The sequence below is a fragment of the Bacteroidales bacterium genome (assembly GCA_029210725.1).
Classification (GTDB): Bacteria; Bacteroidota; Bacteroidia; order Bacteroidales.
The window spans coordinates 38,740-56,118 of the sequence record JARGFM010000016.1 but is presented as its reverse complement, the minus strand read 5'-3'; the positions used below and the strand labels follow the sequence as shown (position 1 = coordinate 56,118).

Genomic DNA, 17,379 nt, shown 5'->3' with positions numbered 1-17,379 from the left:
ACAGACCATGTTGAAGCAGCTCTTACTGATCGGGACCGGAGGATTTATCGGAAGCGTGGCACGCTACCTGGTTTCCCGTCTAAACACCCGCATCGATTGGCTTTCTATTCCCCTTGGGACACTTACCGTAAATGTAGCGGGGAGTTTCCTGATCGGGTTCCTGATCGGCATCTCCGAGAAAAGTCCCATCCTGACCGTCGAGTGGAGGATGTTCCTGATGGTTGGCCTTTGCGGAGGCTTCACGACCTTTTCCTCCTTCACGGGAGAGAATCTGGTCCTGTTGAAAAACGGTCAGATCCTTCCCATGCTGCTCTACACGGGATTAAGCATCTTCCTGGGATTCGCTGCCGTATACCTGGGATATATTTCCACCAAGTTAATGGGATAAAACATGGCAAAAAAAGATTCCAGATACAGCAGGCTGAAGATCAAAGCCAGTACCACGGATAAGATCGGATCCAAATTACTCTATCAGTACCTGGTTGAGAAAGCAAAAGAAAAAGGGATCAACGGAGCCACGGTTTTTCGCGGAATCATGGGCTATGGTGCCAGCAGCAAGATTCACTCTTCCCGCTTCTGGGAGCTTACCGAAAAACTGCCGGTGGTCATCGAACTGGTCGATGAGACCATTAAACTGAAAGCCTTCTATGCCGAAATTGAAGAGGAGCTGAAGAAGATGCCCAAGGGTTGCCTGGTCACCCTGGAGCCCACCGAGGTCCTCTTGCAAAAAAAAGGCAGCTAACACCCGATCTCCCGGGAATTGCTACTGACCCGCAAAATGGGCCATCATCAGAATGGAACCGGCGGTGCCATCCATGGTGGGTTCATTGGTCGAGTAGTCGCCCATATCATCGTGATAAACCACATAAGGGTTCTGCAACACAGCGAATTCATCCGGATCATTCAGCTGCAGCCCGATTAAAGAGCGGAATATGCTTCCGTACACCGGTCCGTCGACCAGTCCCCCGGGTACTTCCAGACCCCTTAAGGCCCAAATGCTGGTATGTATATCCAGGGGATACTCCCCGTCCGCCGGAATCCCGGTAAACATGGAGGTACCCCAGGGATTTCTTCCGAAGAGCCAGTCGCGCTGTTCCAGCAGAAAAGAATCATATCGCTTATCACCGGTCATTCGTTCATACAGGATCACTTGAGTGATCAGACTGGTAAGCAGGTTGTTGGAACACCATATAAAGGGAATCCCGATCCCGTATGGATTTTTCGATCCTCTGCGGAGGCAGCTTTCAATCCCCTGCCGGTAGTATCCGGAAAGAGTATCCCTGAAGGAGTCTTCCACCAGATAAAAAAGGGCAAAATGTCCCATATTGATAAAGGGGTAATAGCGGTAATGCTCCGCTGTGTCCAGGGGCATCCATGAAACTGTCCCTGCCATCCGGGCATACTTTCGTGCATCTTCCAGGTATTCTCCTTCTCCGGTGGTCTTGTAGAGCTCGGCAGCACCCCATTCCATATCATCCGCCCAGCTTTGCTCTCCATAGCGGTAAGGCGCCCCATAGGAGTTCCCCTGCTGAAATCCCTCCTTCTTCCTTCCAAGGCTATAAAGTGATTTTGCAGCCTCCAGGCATCTTTGTGCAAAAACGGGATCCTCCAGGTCTTCCTCCCAGATTCTTGCTGCCAGGGCCATCGCTGCAGCGCAGCGACCCGCCAGATTGGAAACCCCCGTGGCCTCACTCTGATATCGATTCAGTCCCTGCGGTTCTCCGGTAGCAAAATATGCAGCACGGTAACTATCAGGTCCCCATCCGTAATCGGAGCGGTCCTTATCGGGCATCTTCCATCCCACGTGATCCCGGTCATCGGCCAGCTGGTGCACCAGCTGGTCCGGAGCCGGGTGCAGCTTGAAAATCCAGTCCAATCCCCATCTGGCTTCATCCAGCAGGTCGGGGATCCCGTTGCCCCCGGGCTGCCCCAGGGCATTAAAGCGGTCCTCAAACTTGTCGGGATACAAGTCGTAACTCAGCAGCATATGGGCCGTGGCATAAGATCCTGTAATCAGATACTTGAGCATATCTCCTGCATCATGCCATCCCCCGCTCACATCCAGATAGCTGGAGTCGGGCATGGGACCATAGAAGGACCGGCCGTCGTGCTGGTGACAGACCATATCCAGGGTGGGATTGTATCCGCAGCGCTGCTGGCGCATAAATGCCAGCAGATCCTCCTGCAAATGATCATAGCTGTGATCGGAGATCCGGAAAACCGGGCTGCGGGTTCCCGAGCGTTTCCCTTCCAGCAGGTAGACCCCGGGTTCCGTCACCCGGCTGAAATCGCAGGTGTAATAGTAATCAAATGCCCCCCAGGTTTCTGTCAGACTTCTTTCAGGTTTCAAAATAAGTACTTCCCTGCCGGTTTTCGCCTGAATCAGGGAAAAATTCTCCCGCACAGGGCCAGCGGAAAACAGGATGGCCGATTTATGCTCCCCGGCCAGGTATCCCACCTGGTTGATCCGGATATATATTTCATTCCCCGGATCCCTTGCCCCTTCCATGGACAGCCAGGGAAACAGAAGCAGCCATATTTGTATAAAAACAGACAGCACAGCTCTAAAGTTATGCATTTTTCATGCTAAATTGCATGCTGGACAAATACTTTTCCACTCACCTAAAAGCTCACGGATATGAAAAAAAGCCTGAAAACGACTCTGTTTCTGCTGCCGGCTCTGACCCTGATCATTGGCCTGGGAGCATGTACCAGGACCCATACACCGAAGGATGAAATTTCATTTAAAGCCCGGGAACTATTTCCGGAACCTCCCCGGCCGGAGGGACAATCGGATGTGATTGAACTGCGCTGCGACCCCATGGATACGGTCCGGGTGGCTTTTATTGGAGTGGGCTCCCGGGGCACCGGGGCGGTTCGCCGTTTCACCTTCCTGGAGGGCGTGAAGATTGTGGCACTTTGTGATCTGGAACCGGAAAACCTAAACCGGGCACAGGATATCCTGCAAGAGAAGGGATTCCCGGACGCTGATACCTATTCCGGTACAGAGGACTGGAAGAAAGTCTGTGAAAGGGAAGATGTGGACCTGGTGTATGTATGCACGCACTGGGACCTGCATACCCCCATCGCGGTATACGCCATGGAACAGGGGAAACATGTGGCCACCGAGGTTCCGGCAGCCATTTCCATCGAAGAGTGCTGGCAGCTGGTAAACACCGCGGAAAAGACCAGGCGTCACTGCATGCAGCTGGAGAACTGCAACTACGATTTCTTCGAGCTGGCCACCCTGAACATGGTCAGGCAGGGCCTGCTGGGCGAAATAGTGCATGCCGAGGGAGCCTATATTCACGATCTGAGATCCTCCATGTTCAACGAGGAGGATGGTTACTGGGATATGTGGCGGCTTCGTCATAATGAGAAGCGGAACGCCAACCTCTACCCCACCCATGGCTTCGGTCCGATCTGTCATATTCTGAATATTCACCGGGGAGATAAAATGGAATACCTGGTCTCGGTAGCCAGCGACCAGTTTGGCATGACCGAATTTGCCAAAACAAAATTCGGGGAAGATTCGGGATACGCAAAGAGAAATTACCAAAGGGGCGATATGAATACCACCCTCATAAAAACGGCAAAAGGTAAAAGCATCATGATCCAGCACGATGTGACCAGTCCGCGCCCATACAGCAGGATCCACCTGCTCAGCGGCACCAGGGGCTTTGTTCAGAAATGGCCCGTGCAGGGAATTGCCCTGGATCCCGAAGCACACAGCTTTTTGGATCAGGAGCAGATGGAAGAATTGCTTGCCGGGTACGAGCATCCCATTACCAAAGAGGTGGGAGAACTGGCCAGACGAGTGGGCGGACACGGCGGCATGGATTTCACCATGGACTACCGGCTGATCCACTGCCTCAGAAACGGATTGCCGCTGGATCAGGACGTTTACGATGCCGCTGAATGGTCGTCTATCATCGAATTGTCCGAGAGGTCCATCGCCAACCAGGGAATGCCAGTGAAAATCCCCGACTTCACCAGGGGCGCGTGGAACAAAGTCAGCGAGCTACGCTATCACTGAACCCCGGGAAAAGATTTTAATCCCAAAGTTCCCGTTTATCCGGACATAGGACCACTTATCCCCAGTTTCTGCTGACTCGGAGATATACTTTTTTTTCCGCCTCATGCAGCTCATAATTTTACATAATCAAAAATTATGGACGCATGAGACCAATTTATACCCTGATACTGATCCTTCTGGCCATCAGCGCCAGTGCCCAGCAGCAAATCAACGGAAACATTACCGACCGGAATGGCAGTCCGGTTTCATTTGCCAATGTGTACCTGGAGGGAAGCTACGATGGAAGCACTTCAGATACCACCGGATCCTTTACACTAAAAACCACCCTGTCGGGCAGACAAATACTTATCGCCAGTTTTATCGGCTTCGAAAAACAATTGGTGGAACTGGACCTGGATACTCTTGGATCGCCCCTTCACATCGTATTAGAAGAGGCCGTCAGCGAATTGAACGAGGTGGTCATCACTGCAGGTATTTTCAGTGTCAGCGATGAGAAAAAGTCGGCCACCCTCAGCTCCTATGACATAGCCAGCACAGCCAGCGCGGTGGGTGATATCTACGGGGCCTATGCCACCATGCCCGGATCGCAGAAGGTGGGCGAAGAGGGGATGCTCTTTGTACGCGGAGGAGAAAGCTATGAGACCAGGACCTATATGGACGGGATGGTGGTCCAGTCGCCCTATTTCTCAAGCATGCCCCATGTACCCACCCGGGGGCGCTTCTCGCCCCTGCTCTTCTCTGAAACCCTCTTCAGCACTGGGGGCTACTCGGCCGAGTACGGTCACGCCCTCTCATCCATAGTGGACCTGAGCACTAACGGACTGGAGATTGAAGATAAGGCGAGCGCAGCCCTGATGAGCGTGGGAGCCAACGCCTCCTGGGCCAAACGCTGGGAGAAGAGCTCGCTGGCTGTGACCGGCCTGTATGCCAACAACTTTCTCACCAACAAAGTATTCAAAACCAACATGGACTGGACCAAAGACCCGGTCCTTGGAGACGGGATGCTGATGTTCAGACAACAGGTGGGGGAAAAGGGATTGCTAAAATCGTTTGGCTCCTTTAACTCCATGACGATGCGAATGAATTATGACAACTTTGAAGCCGGTACCCTGGACGATGTACAGATGGACAATCTGAACCTCTATACCAATACCAGCTATACCGATCAGCTGGCCGACGGACTCTCCTTTGATATTTTCGATGCAGTGAAGATCGATGTTCCGGTCATATTTATCACGGCCTTCCAGGAATACGCGATCAAAGCCTTCAAGGTGAACAGCGTGGATTATCTCCTGAAGCCCGTTAGGGTGGAGGATCTGCAGGCTGCCCTGGATAAATACAGGCGCTACTTTAACCGTGAACTTAAGGCACCTTCCATCGGGGGAGACCTGCTTCACTCGATCCGTGAGATGATCAGCAGGCCCTGTAAAACGCGCTTTATGGTCCGGGCAGGCGAGCACATCAGATCCATCGAGGTCGAAGATATCCTGTATTTCTTCAGCCTGCAGAAGGGCACCTTTCTGCACACTTCCGATAAGCGGAATTATGTAATTGATTACACACTCGGGGGACTGGAAGAGGTTCTTGATCCCCGCCTCTTTCACCGGATCAATCGCAAGTTCCTGGTCTCGCACCGTGCCATTACCGACCTGACCACCCTTTCTTCCAGCAAGCTTAAGGTGAGGCTGATGCATGCAGAGGACGAAGATATCTTTATCAGCAGAGACCGGATGGCCAGTTTCAAAGAATGGCTTGACAGGTAGCCGGAACAATTCACCGGTGCATTATCCCGATTCATCCACCAAATACGATAAGCTGCCGAAAATTTCTTTTTTCACTGCACCCTGCCGTATATTTTTACAGTGAACATTTAAAAACCGCTATGTCATGAAAAAACCTCTTTTGTTTGTTGGTCTTCTCCTGCTGGTACTCCCTTTGATGTCCCAATCCAGGAAGTATATAAAAGCCATGAAACCGGCTGTTGAAACGATGCATTCAGCTTTGGACGCTGCCAATGAACTGGAACTTGCCGGCATATTCGAAGAAATCTCGGGCACCTATCCTGACCAATGGCTTCCTGCTTATCACGCCGGACGGATTCTTACGGTGAACAGCTTTGTGGAAACAGATATGAAAAAAAAGGAAGCCCTGCTGGAACGGGCTAAAAAATCTCTGGATATGGCCCTGGAACTGGTTCCGGATGAATCCGAAGTTCAGGTGCTTAATGCCTTGTATTACATAGGTTTAATGAGCACTGATCCTGAAACAATGGGACCTGCTTATTACCAGGATGCCCTGGATGCCATCGAAAAATCAAAAAACCTTAATCCAGGGAACCCCAGAGCGTGGTATATGGATGGAATGATGACCATGAACATGCCTGAGTTCCTGGGTGGCGGTCCGGAAGCAGCCAAACCCGCCTTCCAGGAGGCCATGAATAAGTTCGGGACCTTCCGGAATGAAGATCCTTTCTGGCCCGATTGGGGAAAAGATCTGGTTCAGACCGAACTGGAGAGAATGAAGTAATCGAAAGATTGACTATTTTCAGGCTATGAAAATAGCTCCATTATTCAGAAAAGGTGCACTGCCGGTCCTGGTAGTAATGGCACTGCTTGCAGCCGGATGCAAACAGGAACAGACTCAGAAACCTAACATACTCTTTGCAATCGCCGATGACTGGGGATGGCCTCATGCGGGTATCTATGGCGACCCGGTGGTACAGACCCCGGTATTCGACCGGATAGCCCGGGAAGGTGTGCTCTTTAATCATGCCTATATTTCCTCTCCTTCCTGCACCCCGTCGAGGAATGCCATCCTTACAGGACAATACCACTGGAGACTGGGCCCCGGAGCAAATCTGTGGAGCACCCTGGATCCCTCCACTCCGGTGTATCCCCTGCTGCTGGAGGATGCCGGGTACAAGACCGGACGATTCCGGAAAAGCTGGGGGCCCGGGGATATCAGCAACTGGGAGCGCCACCCGGCAGGCCACGACTATACAGAAAGCGGCTTTGCTGCCTTTATGGCTGAACGCACCGGGGACCAGCCCTTCTGCTTTTTCCTGGGAACATCCGATCCTCACCGCCCCTACGACCAGGGTACAGGGGTTCAGAGCGGTATGGAGCTGGAAAAGATCCGCCTGTTTGAGTGCCTTCCCGACCATGAAGTGGTCCGAAGCGATGTGGCCGACTATTACTACGAAGTTCAGCGCTTTGATACCCTGGTGGCCAACGCTTTGAAGATTCTGGAGGAGTACGGGGAACTGGAGAATACCATTATTGTGATGACCGGCGATCATGGCATGCCCTTCCCCCGCTGCAAATCCAATAATTATGATTCAGGGGCCCGGATCCCCTTTGCAGTTCGCTGGGGATCAAAGATCAAAAAGCCGGGACGGGTGCTGGATGATTTTATCAGCACCACAGACCTGGGCCCTACCTTCCTGGAACTGGCCGGAGTTGATATTCCGGCGGTGATGACCGGACAGAGTTTCGCCGCTTTGCTTGCCGGGGAGGAAGACGGTTTTGTGGACCGGGAGAACCGGAGCTATGTGCTGCACGGGAAAGAGCGTCATGTACCGGGACAGGAAGAAGATCTGGGGGGCTATCCGGTCCGGGCCATCCGTACCCACGACTATCTCTATATCCGGAATTTCAGGGAGGAGCGCTGGCCCTCGGGAACCCCCAATTACCTGGAGGCTGCAATTCCCTACTGCTGGCTGGGAGATTGCGACAATGGACCCACCAAAAGCTACATGGTGGAATACCGGGAGAAGGATCAGCAGCATCAGGAACTCTATGACCTGGCCTTTGGCAAGCGGCCTTCCGAGGAGCTCTATGATTGCCGCAAAGATCCGGAACAGCTGGTGAACGTGGCCGATAATCCTGCTTACCTGGAAATCAGGGAGAAACTTTCCGGATTGCTTTTGGAACAGCTAAAGGCCACGGGCGATCCCAGGGCCACAGGCGGCGGGGAGGAATTTGACCAGGTCCCCTACCTCGGCCAGGGCCCCAGGCACCCTTCCTATAAACCGGAACCTTAATCTCCAAAACTGGTTGCCAGATTCCTGGCGGTGACCACCCAGGAATGATCCGGGGGAACATAGTTGATTTTCCCGGCCACATCCTCCAGGGGAACGGCTTTCGTACCCTCTCTGTCCACTCCCACCATAATCCCGAACTGCTCCTCCCGGATATAATCAATGGCAGCCGTTCCAAGACGTGTGGCCAGTATCCGGTCCAGCGCCGAAGGAGTGCCTCCCCGTTGCAGGTGTCCCAGTATGGTTACCCGGGTTTCCAGACCGGTGATTGTTTCCAGTTCCTGGGCCAGTTGCATGGTGGACCCCCGGTACTCTTTATCCAGGGCTGACAAACGGGCCTTTAATCTGGCCCGCTCCTCCCCCTCCACAGCATCCAGCTTTTTCTCCATGGCCCGGATCTTACTGGATCCTTCCACGGTAATGGCCCCTTCTGCAACGGCAACAATGCTGAATCGCTTACCCCGGCTCACCCGTTCCAGGATGCTGTTGGCAAGCTTTTCAATGGTATAGGGAATTTCGGGAATCAGAATGGCATCCGCTCCACCGGCCATTCCGGCGCCCAGGGCAAGCCATCCCACCCGGTGGCCCATGATCTCAACGATGATGATCCGGTGATGGCTGGAGGCCGTGCTGTGCAGGCGGTCGATGGCATCCACAGCGATTCCGAGGGCCGTATCAAAGCCAAAAGTCACATCGGTGCCTACGATATCGTTGTCAATTGTTTTGGGAAGGTGAATAATATTACAACCGTTTTTTGAAAGCCTGTATGCATTCTTCTGGGTACCTCCACCTCCCAGACAAACCAAAGCATCCAGGTGATTCTTGTGGTAGTTCTCCACAATCACATCGGTCATATCCACCAGTTTTCCTCCCATGGGCATCTTGTGTGGCTTATCCCTGCTGGTTCCCAGGATGGTGCCCCCCAGGGTCAGGATTCCCGAAAGCATACTATTATCCATTCGAACAGAACGGTTTTCCATCAGTCCCCGGAATCCATCCCTGAATCCGATCACCTGCATGGAATACACTTGTGATGCCTTCTTTCCGATTCCCCGGATCGCTGCATTTAATCCCGGGGTATCTCCTCCGGAAGTCAGGATCCCGATATGTCCTGAACGTACCTGTTTGCTCATCATAAAAGAGTTTATATGCTGCAAGTTATGAAAATCAATGATCCGCTGCCAGGCAGATAAAACCCTGGCAGCGGACTAGAGTACCGGAAGAACCTCCTCCAGGGTGATGAACTGGCCCGGTGTGGTAGCCAGAGATGCCTCGCCGGAGCCCAGGCGTAACTCCAGGGTCTGGCCCAGTTTAGATAAGATTCCCAGCTTGATAAGCTCTCCATCCTTCCATTCCATATCAACCTGGAAACCTCCACGAGCCATTAAACCTGTTACTTTTCCGTTCTCCCAGGCTTTGGGAAGAGCAGGCAGCAGTTCCACATATCCTGCATGGGACTGAAGCAACATCTCGGCTATCCCGGCAGTCCCCCCGAAATTCCCGTCAATCTGAAAGGGAGGATGATTATCAAACAGATTGGGAAGTGTGGACTTTTCAAATAGTTTCTGTATATGATAATGGGCCTGTTTTGCATCCTTCAGGCGGGCATAAAAATTGATTATCCAGGCCCTGCTCCAGCCGGTATGGCCCCCTCCGTGATCCAGTCGATAATCAAGCACCTTCTCCGCAGCCTTCATATAATCCGGGGTTTCGGCCCAGTTATACTGAGGCGATGGATAGAGCCCATACAGATGTGATATATGTCTGTGTCCCGGCTCAAGCTCGCTAAGCCCCTCCCCGGACCACTCCAGAATCCTTCCGTCCTGACCAATCTCCACGGGTGCCAGCTGCTCCAGTTGCGAGCTCAGGAGCATTCTGAATTCCTCATCCCTGTGGAGCACTTTGCCGGCTTCTATAACAGAGTTAAAGAGGTGCCAGACAATCTGGAGGTCCATGGCCGGACCCATGTTGATGGCGGCTGTATCTCCGGCCGGTGTGGTAAACCGGTTCTCAGGCGAAATGGAGGGACCGGTGACCAACTTTCCGGTTCCGGGGTGCTCCACCAGGAAATCGGATATAAAGAGGGCCGCTTCCCGCATGACTTCATAGCCATATTCTTCCAGATAGGTGGTGTCGCCGGTAAACAGGAAATGCTCCCAGATATGGGTGCTCGACCAGGCGGCTCCCATGGGCCACATGCCCCAGTTGGGCGATCCAAAAAGCTCGGTCTGGTGCCACACATCGGTGGTATGATGGGCTACGAAACCTCTGCAATTATACGTTTTACTGGCTGTCTCCCTGCCACTCTCCCTGAGTTCTCCGATAAACTCCAGGAAGGGCCGGTGGCACTCCGGCAGATTGGTGATCTCGGCAGGCCAGTAGTTCATTTGCAGGTTGATATTGATATGGTAGTCTGAATTCCAGGGAGGCTGCAGGTGCTCGTTCCAGAGCCCCTGAAGGTTGGCCGGCAGATTCCCCGGACGGGAACTGCTGATCAGCAGGTAACGGCCATAATTGAAATAGAGCGCCGCCAGTCCCGGATCATCCTTCCCTTCCGAAACCAGTACCAGCCGCTCATTGGTTGGCCGGTCGCGGAAGGGTGATGCACCCAGGTCCAGCGAGACCCGGTTAAACAATCCCTGGTATTCGCTTACATGCTCTCTCAGGACCCGGTTGTAGTTGCATTTCATGGAATGGTTCATACACCTCTCGCACTCTTCCCAGGTCGCCTCACCCCTGTAATCCGTGGCAGCAAATATCCGGATTTCCAAATCGCTGGTTCCGTGCACCTCCAGTCCGAATCCGTCTGAGTGGAGATGACCATCCTTCATGATCACTTTTAAGCGGGTTTCAAACAGAACACCCTGTCCATTCTCCACATGCTGTTTCATGATGATCATATCGTCCTTGTACATAATCACCTCCCCTTCGCCCGGTCTGGACAATGTGATGGTACAATCAATTTTTCCTCCATTTACAGCCTTCTCCCTGAAAACAATCACATTGTCAAATGCCGAAGAAAATACGCGACGCTGGTAATCAAACCCACCCCGTGTATAATCCACTTTAACCAGGGCACTGTCGAGACGCAGGGTTCTTTTGTAATTCGACACGGCCGAAGTATCTCCATAGGTAAGGGTCAGATCCCCCATGGTCTGGTAAGCATTGCTCCCATCGGGAAGCCGCTCCTGCAAAAGTTCCTTTACAGCCAGATCCTGTGCTTCCCGGTACTTTCCCTCAAACAGGAGCTCCCTGACTGCAGGAATGGCCTCAGTTCCGTCGCTGTCCTCGTAAGAAGCCTTTCTGCACCAGAGCGACTCCTCATTCAACTGAATACGCTCCACATCGGTCCGCCCGAAAACCATGGCCCCCAGCCTTCCGTTCCCGATGGGAAGTGCCTCGGTCCATTCGGCTGCAGGTTCATTATACCATAAAAGAACCTCTGGTCCGGCAGGTACAGGCTCTTCTGTCGAACAGGAGGAAAAAAACACCGGCATTAAAAATCCGGTCAATAGCATTCGTTTTAGAAAAGATCTATCCATGGCCGATTCAGATTTGGGAAGGAGTGTGGTGACAATATAAGGCTCTTTTGGCTAATTTCCATATGGAATTCTCACTCATCCATCCCTTGAATGAAGCCTTCGTACAACTTTTTATCAGAAAAAGCTGACAATGAAATAAATCGCAGAAGTTTAAAAGCAGTTTATTTCATTTGAAAACTATTATGTTTATAAATGAATCCATCTCCGCTCAAATACATTCCTGTTCCCGCGCTGCTTGTTCAAAAGGACAAGCATAAGATCCTCTAAGGAAACCGTTTTGCCGCTGAAATATTAAACATCCCTACCGGAGAACTTTCCGGAGTTGATGCAACAAGTGTAATTCCGCTTTCAGCATTGAAACCCGGGGAACATGAAGGGGTGCTTTTTAAAGCCCGCCAGGATCACCCATTCGAGGTCGATATCACCGTAAATCCATACGAAAACGAAGGCATATCCTGCTATATCCTCACTATTCAAAAGAAGCTCTGCCACCTGAGAGACCTGATGGAAGGTACTCTGGACGGCATAATTATCACCGACAAAAAACTCAAGGTGCTGGAGGTGAACCCAGCCTTCTGCTCCATCGCTGAATTAAGCCCGGAGGAGATCCTTGGCAGCAGCGGCTTTTCACTTGCGCGCAAGTTTGTCGCCCTGGATTCCCTTAAAACCGTTCTCGCCGCACTGAAAAAAATGACCTCCGGCGAAGCGGTCCAACAGTTTGAAATAGAATACAAAGGGAAAACCCTGCTTATATTTTCCCACATCCGGAAAGAATCCAGGACTTATGTCGGCTTTGTCAGGGATGTTACTCAGGAGAGGAGGATTCAGCGGGAGTTGAGGGAAAGCGAAGAGAAATTCAAGTTCTTTGCAGAATCCTCTTTTGAAGGCATTGTGGTGCACAACAGGGGCATTGTTCTGGAGACCAACGAATCCTTTCTGGAAATGAACGCTTATTCCCGCGATGAAGCCATCGGTAAGAATTTACTGGACTATGTCCCCGGGGCCAGCGACAAAGCTAAAATATTGGCCAATATGCTGAAAAAAAGAGCAAAACCCTACCATGTAACCGCCAGGAAAAAAGATGGGAGCCACTTCATCGCAGAGATCGAATCCAGGGAAGTTATGTTCAAGGATAAGAAGGCCCGGATCTCTGCTATCAGAGATGTAACCAAGCAGATCTCGCTGCAGGAAAAGGTGAAAGAGAGTGAGGAGAGTTACCGGACTGTCTTCGAAAAAACAGGAACAGCCACTGTTATCGTTGAAAAAGAGAACCTGATTTCTCTGGCCAATTCGAAATTCTCCAGGCTGGTCGGATATACGGTCAGGGAGATAGAGAACAGGATGAAATGGTCTGATTTTGTGTTACCGGATGACATTGAAAAAATGAAACGCTGGCATGAAATTCGCATAAGAGAGCCGGACAAAGCCCCGAATGAATATGAATTCAGGCTGGTGGACCGCCAGAACAGGCTCAAATACATCAGCCTGTTGGTGGACCTTATACCCGGTACCGAGCAGAGTATCGCCTCTCTAATAGATATTACATCAAGAAAAGAAGCAGAAGCCAAAATCCGGGAAAGCGAAGCCGGCCTGAAGAAGGCACAGAGCATCGCCAAACTGGGCAGCTGGATCCTCAACCTCCATAACCATGAGGTCACTGGCTCAAAGGAGGCCTTCAAGATATATGGGTTGCCCGGTCAAATCACAAGCTTTGAAGTGATCCGGGAGATCCCGTTGCCTGAATACAGGGAAATGCTCAACCAGGCGATGTCGGATCTTATAAGGGGAAAGGAGAAATACGATATTGAGTTTAAGTTAGAAAATAAGAAAACCGGTCATATTATTGATGTGCACTCCATAGCTGAGTATAACCCGGAAGAAAATATAGTAACCGGAGTGATCCAGGATGTGACCAGCCTGAAGGAGGCGGAATTCCTGATTCATCAGCGGGAACAATACCTCAAGAGTATTTTCCGTGCTGCTCCCGTTGGGATTGGGGTGGTGGTCAACCGGCATTTTACGGCGGTAAATGAAAAAGTCTGCGAGCTGAGCGGTTACACCGAAGAGGAACTCCTGAACCAATCGGCCAGGATGCTTTATCTGTCAGATAGTGACTACGACTATGTGGGTTCCGTAAAATACGGGGAGATCGCTGAACGGGGTACGGGAAGCATTGAAACCCGCTGGAAATGCAAAGACGGAAGCATCAGGGATATCCTGATAAGCTCCACTCCCATGGACGCGGAAGATCTGCAGAAAGGGGTCACTTTTACCGCCATGGATATCACTGACCGCAAACAGGCAGAACTGTATCTGATCTCGAAAGACAGGGAGCTGAGGCTTGCCCGGGACAAAGCGGAGGAGAGTGACCGGCTGAAATCGGCCTTCCTGGCCAATATGAGCCATGAGATCAGAACCCCCATGAACGGAATCCTCGGCTTTACAAACCTGCTTTCCAAGCCCTCTCTTTCAGAGGAAAGCATGCAGGAATATATCGATATTATTAATAAAAGTGGTGAACGCCTGCTGGCCACGGTGAATGATCTGATAGATATTTCAAAACTGGAGACCGGACAGGTAAAAATAGAAATTGACAATGCCAACATTCATGAGTTGCTGGATACCCTCTATCAATTCTTCCTCCCGGAGTCAAGCCAGAAAGGACTTCAGCTTAGCTGTAAAAAAGGCATTCCGGACCGGGCTTTGATCCTCCGGACCGACGAACAGAAACTTCATTCCATTCTGACAAATCTCATCAAAAATGCCATTAAATATACCCGGGAAGGCTTCGTGGAATTTGGCTATACTCTGGACCATGCAGAAGCTGACAAGTTGCTGCAGTTCTATATTAAAGATACCGGCATTGGAATCCCGAAAGAGCGCAAATAGCTGTATTCAATCGTTTCGAACAGGCCGATATTGAGGACCGGAATGCTTACGAGGGATCCGGACTGGGACTTTCCATCGCAAAAAGTCTGGTGGAAATGCTGGGTGGAAAAATATGGCTTGAATCAGTCATCGGCCGCGGTTCGACCTTTTATTTTACCCTTCCGTATATTCGCTCGGAATTGAAGGAGCCAGTCAGAATGGAAGTCAAAGCTGTGAGCCAGAGAGTGGAGTTGCCCGGCCGCCTGAAAATACTGATCGCCGAAGATGACATTTCCTCTTTTTTGCACCTTTCGGTCCTTACCAAAGATCTGACCAGGGAGTTGTTACATGTCACCACAGGAAGGGAGGCCGTGAAAGCCTGCAGGGATCATCCGGATATTGACCTGGTTTTGATGGATATCAAGATGCCTGATATAAATGGCCTTGAGGCGACCAGCCTGATCAGGGAATTCAATCCCTATGTGCCCATTATTGCGCAAACAGCCTATGCCCTGACCGGGGACCGGGAGAAGGCTCTGGAGGCAGGCTGCAATGATTACATCACCAAGCCCATTATCGTTGATGAACTTTTGGATAAACTGAGCCTGCTTATTAAATAGCAGATTTCCGGAACCGGGGAAGGTCAGTCCCGGCCGTCAAAATCATCAAGTTGTTCGGGCTTCAGAGGCCACTTCACAGGGCGGCCGTCACGCGTGGAACGATAGATGGCGGTAAAAATTTCAACGGTAACCCGGCCCTCTTCACCCGTGATCAGGGGCTTCCTGTCCTCCAGCACTGCCCGAAGGAAATCTTCGATATTCCGTTCATGAAAATAGTCCATCTGATTCGGCAGGCTGTTAAAAAAGTGCGAGTCCTCCCTGACCCACTTTTGAAGCATCTTCTCCTCTCCCGGAACGGTCCAGAGATCATTCACCGGCGGCTCCAGAATGGAAGAGACTCCTGCCACAAACATGGCTCCCCCATCGGTTTGTACCCCCACAGAAGCTCCATTTTCCCCATGTACATGGACCTTCCCGAAAATGCCGGGTTTTTGAGAGTTGGATACAATGATATTCGCTACGGCTCCGTTCCTGAATTTTAAGATGGCACTGGCCGTATCATCCACCTCGATATAAGGATGGTTCAGATTGGACCAAAGTCCGTAACACTCCTCAATCTCTCCCATAAACCACTGAAGCATATCCAGCTGGTGGGGAGCCTGGTTCACTAAAACACCGCCCCCTTCCCCTTTCCAGGTACCCCGCCAGGGATCGCTCTTATAATAGGACTCATCCCGCCAGCCCAGCATATTAACAGTGCCAAATACCGGTTTCCCGATCTTCCCGGCATCGATGGCTTTCCTGACCCGCATGGCCGGAGGGTACCACCGGCGCTGACAGACCACCCCGATTTGTTTTCCGCAGGCTTTCGATGCTTCGATCATGGCATCACAGTCTTCCAGGGAAGAGGCCAGGGGCTTTTCGATCAATACATGAGCCCCGGCTTCCATGGCTGCAAGGGTGGGTTCACGATGATTGGGATGCGGGGTGCAGATGATGACCACATCAATCTGCTCCTTTGCGACCATTTCGGACACATCGGTATAGGCTTTGACCCCGTACCTGGCTGAAAAAGCAAGGGCCTTTTCCTTGCTCCTGCTGCAAACAGCAGTGAATTCCGACTCCTTCAGGTTTACCAGGGCCCTGGCATGCATCTCTGTTACCTTGCCCAGCCCTGCCAGGGCTGTTTTTAACCGCTTTTTCATAGTTTCAGGGTTTCAGAACAACTTTAATCAGTCCGGGCTCCTTATTATAGAGGCGCCGGAACCAGGATGCCCCCTCCGACAAAGGAGCCTCTGCACTCAGGATGGCTTCCACCTTCACCTCGCCACGGGCAATCATTTCCAGCACTGCCGGATACTCCCCGCAGATGGCACAGCTTCCCTGCAGCCTGATCTGCTGCGTTACCACTGCCTGCAGCGGGATCTCAGCTGTTTTTGAAAGGTTCCCTACCAGGCTTACCGTGGCTCCTCTTCTAACAGATTCAATAGCCATTTTTACCGTTTCGGTGATTCCCACCACCTCGAATGCCACATCAGCACCCCGTCCCTCGGTGAATTTTTCTACTTCCTGCCGGATATCGTCTATGTTTGGATTCAAACCCAGATCGGCACCGAGCTTCTTTGCCAGAACAAGCTTCTCCTCCTCCAGATCAATCGCAATAATCCTGCCGCATCCCCTGGCCCTCAGAACCTGGATCACAAAAAGACCTATCATTCCGCATCCAACCACCACAGCGGTATCGTTCCACTCCAGCGGACTCAGCCCCACAGCATGGGCAGCCACCGCGACCGGTTCCACCATGGAGGCCTGGGTAAAAGACACACCTTCAGGAATCCTGTAGAGAATGTGCCGGGGTACATTTACAAACTCGGCAAAGGCACCGTGCCGCCGGTACTCCTCCGGGCTTACCCCCAGCACCATCCGCCCATCACTCAGATTGTACATCCCCTTGCGGGTATACCAGTCGTCGAGACTGTAAATGGTGGAGTCAAAGGTCACCCGTTCACCAGGTTTCCAATCCTTCACTGCTTTCCCCACACCGGCAATCACCCCGGCAGCCTCATGTCCCATCACCAGAGGAGGGATCCTGCGTCCCGTGCTCCCGTCCATCCCGTGGACATCCGATCCGCAGATTCCGGCGGCTTCTACCTTGACCAGAACCTCGTCATCAGCGATGACAGGATCCGGAAAATCTTTATATACCAGTTTATTATACGCTTCTAATACCAGTGCTTTCATGACTTAATCTATGCTTATTCCAACTCTTACAAGATCATACAGACCATGGCATCGGCCCCTTTCCCTGTTTCGATCTGCTGAAGCTCCTGCCAG

Annotated in this window: 12 protein-coding genes and 1 pseudogene; 8 read left to right on the top strand and 5 right to left on the bottom strand. The window is 51.7% G+C overall.

The window, feature by feature from the left end; all coding sequences use genetic code 11:
- Positions 1 to 7: 7 nt before the first annotated feature.
- Positions 8 to 388 (top strand): fluoride efflux transporter CrcB, encoded by a 381-nt coding sequence (crcB, locus tag P1P86_10410; GenBank protein ID MDF1575587.1) that lies wholly within the window; start codon positions 8 to 10, stop codon positions 386 to 388.
- Between the two features lie 3 nt (positions 389 to 391).
- The gene (locus P1P86_10405) at positions 392 to 742 is read left to right on the top strand and encodes a DUF190 domain-containing protein (GenBank protein MDF1575586.1); all 351 of its coding nucleotides are present in this window, start codon (positions 392 to 394) and stop codon (positions 740 to 742) included.
- Between the two features lie 21 nt (positions 743 to 763).
- Here the strand turns inward: P1P86_10405 and P1P86_10400 are convergent, their stop codons facing one another.
- Positions 764 to 2,578 carry a glycoside hydrolase family 9 protein gene (locus P1P86_10400; protein ID MDF1575585.1) on the bottom strand — a complete coding sequence of 605 codons (1,815 nt, stop codon included), beginning with the start codon at positions 2,576 to 2,578 and terminating at the stop codon, positions 764 to 766.
- A 60-nt stretch (positions 2,579 to 2,638) separates the two neighbouring features.
- On the opposite strand from P1P86_10400, the gene P1P86_10395 reads away from it, so the two are divergent.
- The 4 genes from P1P86_10395 (at position 2,639) to P1P86_10380 (ending at position 8,078) form a co-directional block, all read left to right on the top strand.
- A complete protein-coding gene (locus P1P86_10395) occupies positions 2,639 to 4,036 on the top strand; it encodes a Gfo/Idh/MocA family oxidoreductase (GenBank protein ID MDF1575584.1) in 1,398 nt (465 codons plus the stop codon).
- Positions 4,037 to 4,179: 143 nt separating this feature from the next.
- Positions 4,180 to 5,799: a LytTR family transcriptional regulator DNA-binding domain-containing protein gene (locus tag P1P86_10390; protein ID MDF1575583.1), complete on the top strand. Its 1,620-nt coding sequence runs from the start codon at positions 4,180 to 4,182 to the stop codon at positions 5,797 to 5,799.
- A 124-nt stretch (positions 5,800 to 5,923) separates the two neighbouring features.
- On the top strand, positions 5,924 to 6,562 hold the full coding sequence (locus P1P86_10385) for a hypothetical protein (protein MDF1575582.1): 639 nt from the start codon (positions 5,924 to 5,926) through the stop codon (positions 6,560 to 6,562).
- A 25-nt stretch (positions 6,563 to 6,587) separates the two neighbouring features.
- Positions 6,588 to 8,078: a sulfatase gene (locus tag P1P86_10380; GenBank protein ID MDF1575581.1), complete on the top strand. Its 1,491-nt coding sequence runs from the start codon at positions 6,588 to 6,590 to the stop codon at positions 8,076 to 8,078.
- On the opposite strand, the gene P1P86_10375 is transcribed toward P1P86_10380, so the two are convergent.
- Positions 8,075 to 9,208 (bottom strand): ATP-dependent 6-phosphofructokinase, encoded by a 1,134-nt coding sequence (locus tag P1P86_10375; GenBank protein MDF1575580.1) that lies wholly within the window; start codon positions 9,206 to 9,208, stop codon positions 8,075 to 8,077. The genes P1P86_10380 and P1P86_10375 overlap by 4 nt on opposite strands.
- A 75-nt stretch (positions 9,209 to 9,283) precedes the next feature.
- Positions 9,284 to 11,617 (bottom strand): glycoside hydrolase N-terminal domain-containing protein, encoded by a 2,334-nt coding sequence (locus P1P86_10370; protein ID MDF1575579.1) that lies wholly within the window; start codon positions 11,615 to 11,617, stop codon positions 9,284 to 9,286.
- 378 nt (positions 11,618 to 11,995) lie between these two features.
- Between P1P86_10370 and P1P86_10365 the strand changes: the two are divergent.
- Together P1P86_10365 and P1P86_10360 are read left to right on the top strand one after the other, a co-directional pair.
- A pseudogene (locus P1P86_10365) lies at positions 11,996 to 14,610 on the top strand (PAS domain S-box protein).
- A 93-nt stretch (positions 14,611 to 14,703) separates the two neighbouring features.
- Entirely contained in the window at positions 14,704 to 15,105 is a 402-nt protein-coding gene (locus tag P1P86_10360; GenBank protein ID MDF1575578.1) for a response regulator, read from the top strand.
- A 23-nt stretch (positions 15,106 to 15,128) separates the two neighbouring features.
- Here the strand turns inward: P1P86_10360 and P1P86_10355 are convergent, their stop codons facing one another.
- Entirely contained in the window at positions 15,129 to 16,250 is a 1,122-nt protein-coding gene (locus P1P86_10355) for a Gfo/Idh/MocA family oxidoreductase (protein MDF1575577.1), read from the bottom strand.
- A gap of 4 nt (positions 16,251 to 16,254) precedes the next feature.
- Positions 16,255 to 17,286 carry a galactitol-1-phosphate 5-dehydrogenase gene (locus P1P86_10350; GenBank protein ID MDF1575576.1) on the bottom strand — a complete coding sequence of 344 codons (1,032 nt, stop codon included), beginning with the start codon at positions 17,284 to 17,286 and terminating at the stop codon, positions 16,255 to 16,257.
- Between the last annotated feature and the right edge of the window lie 93 nt (positions 17,287 to 17,379).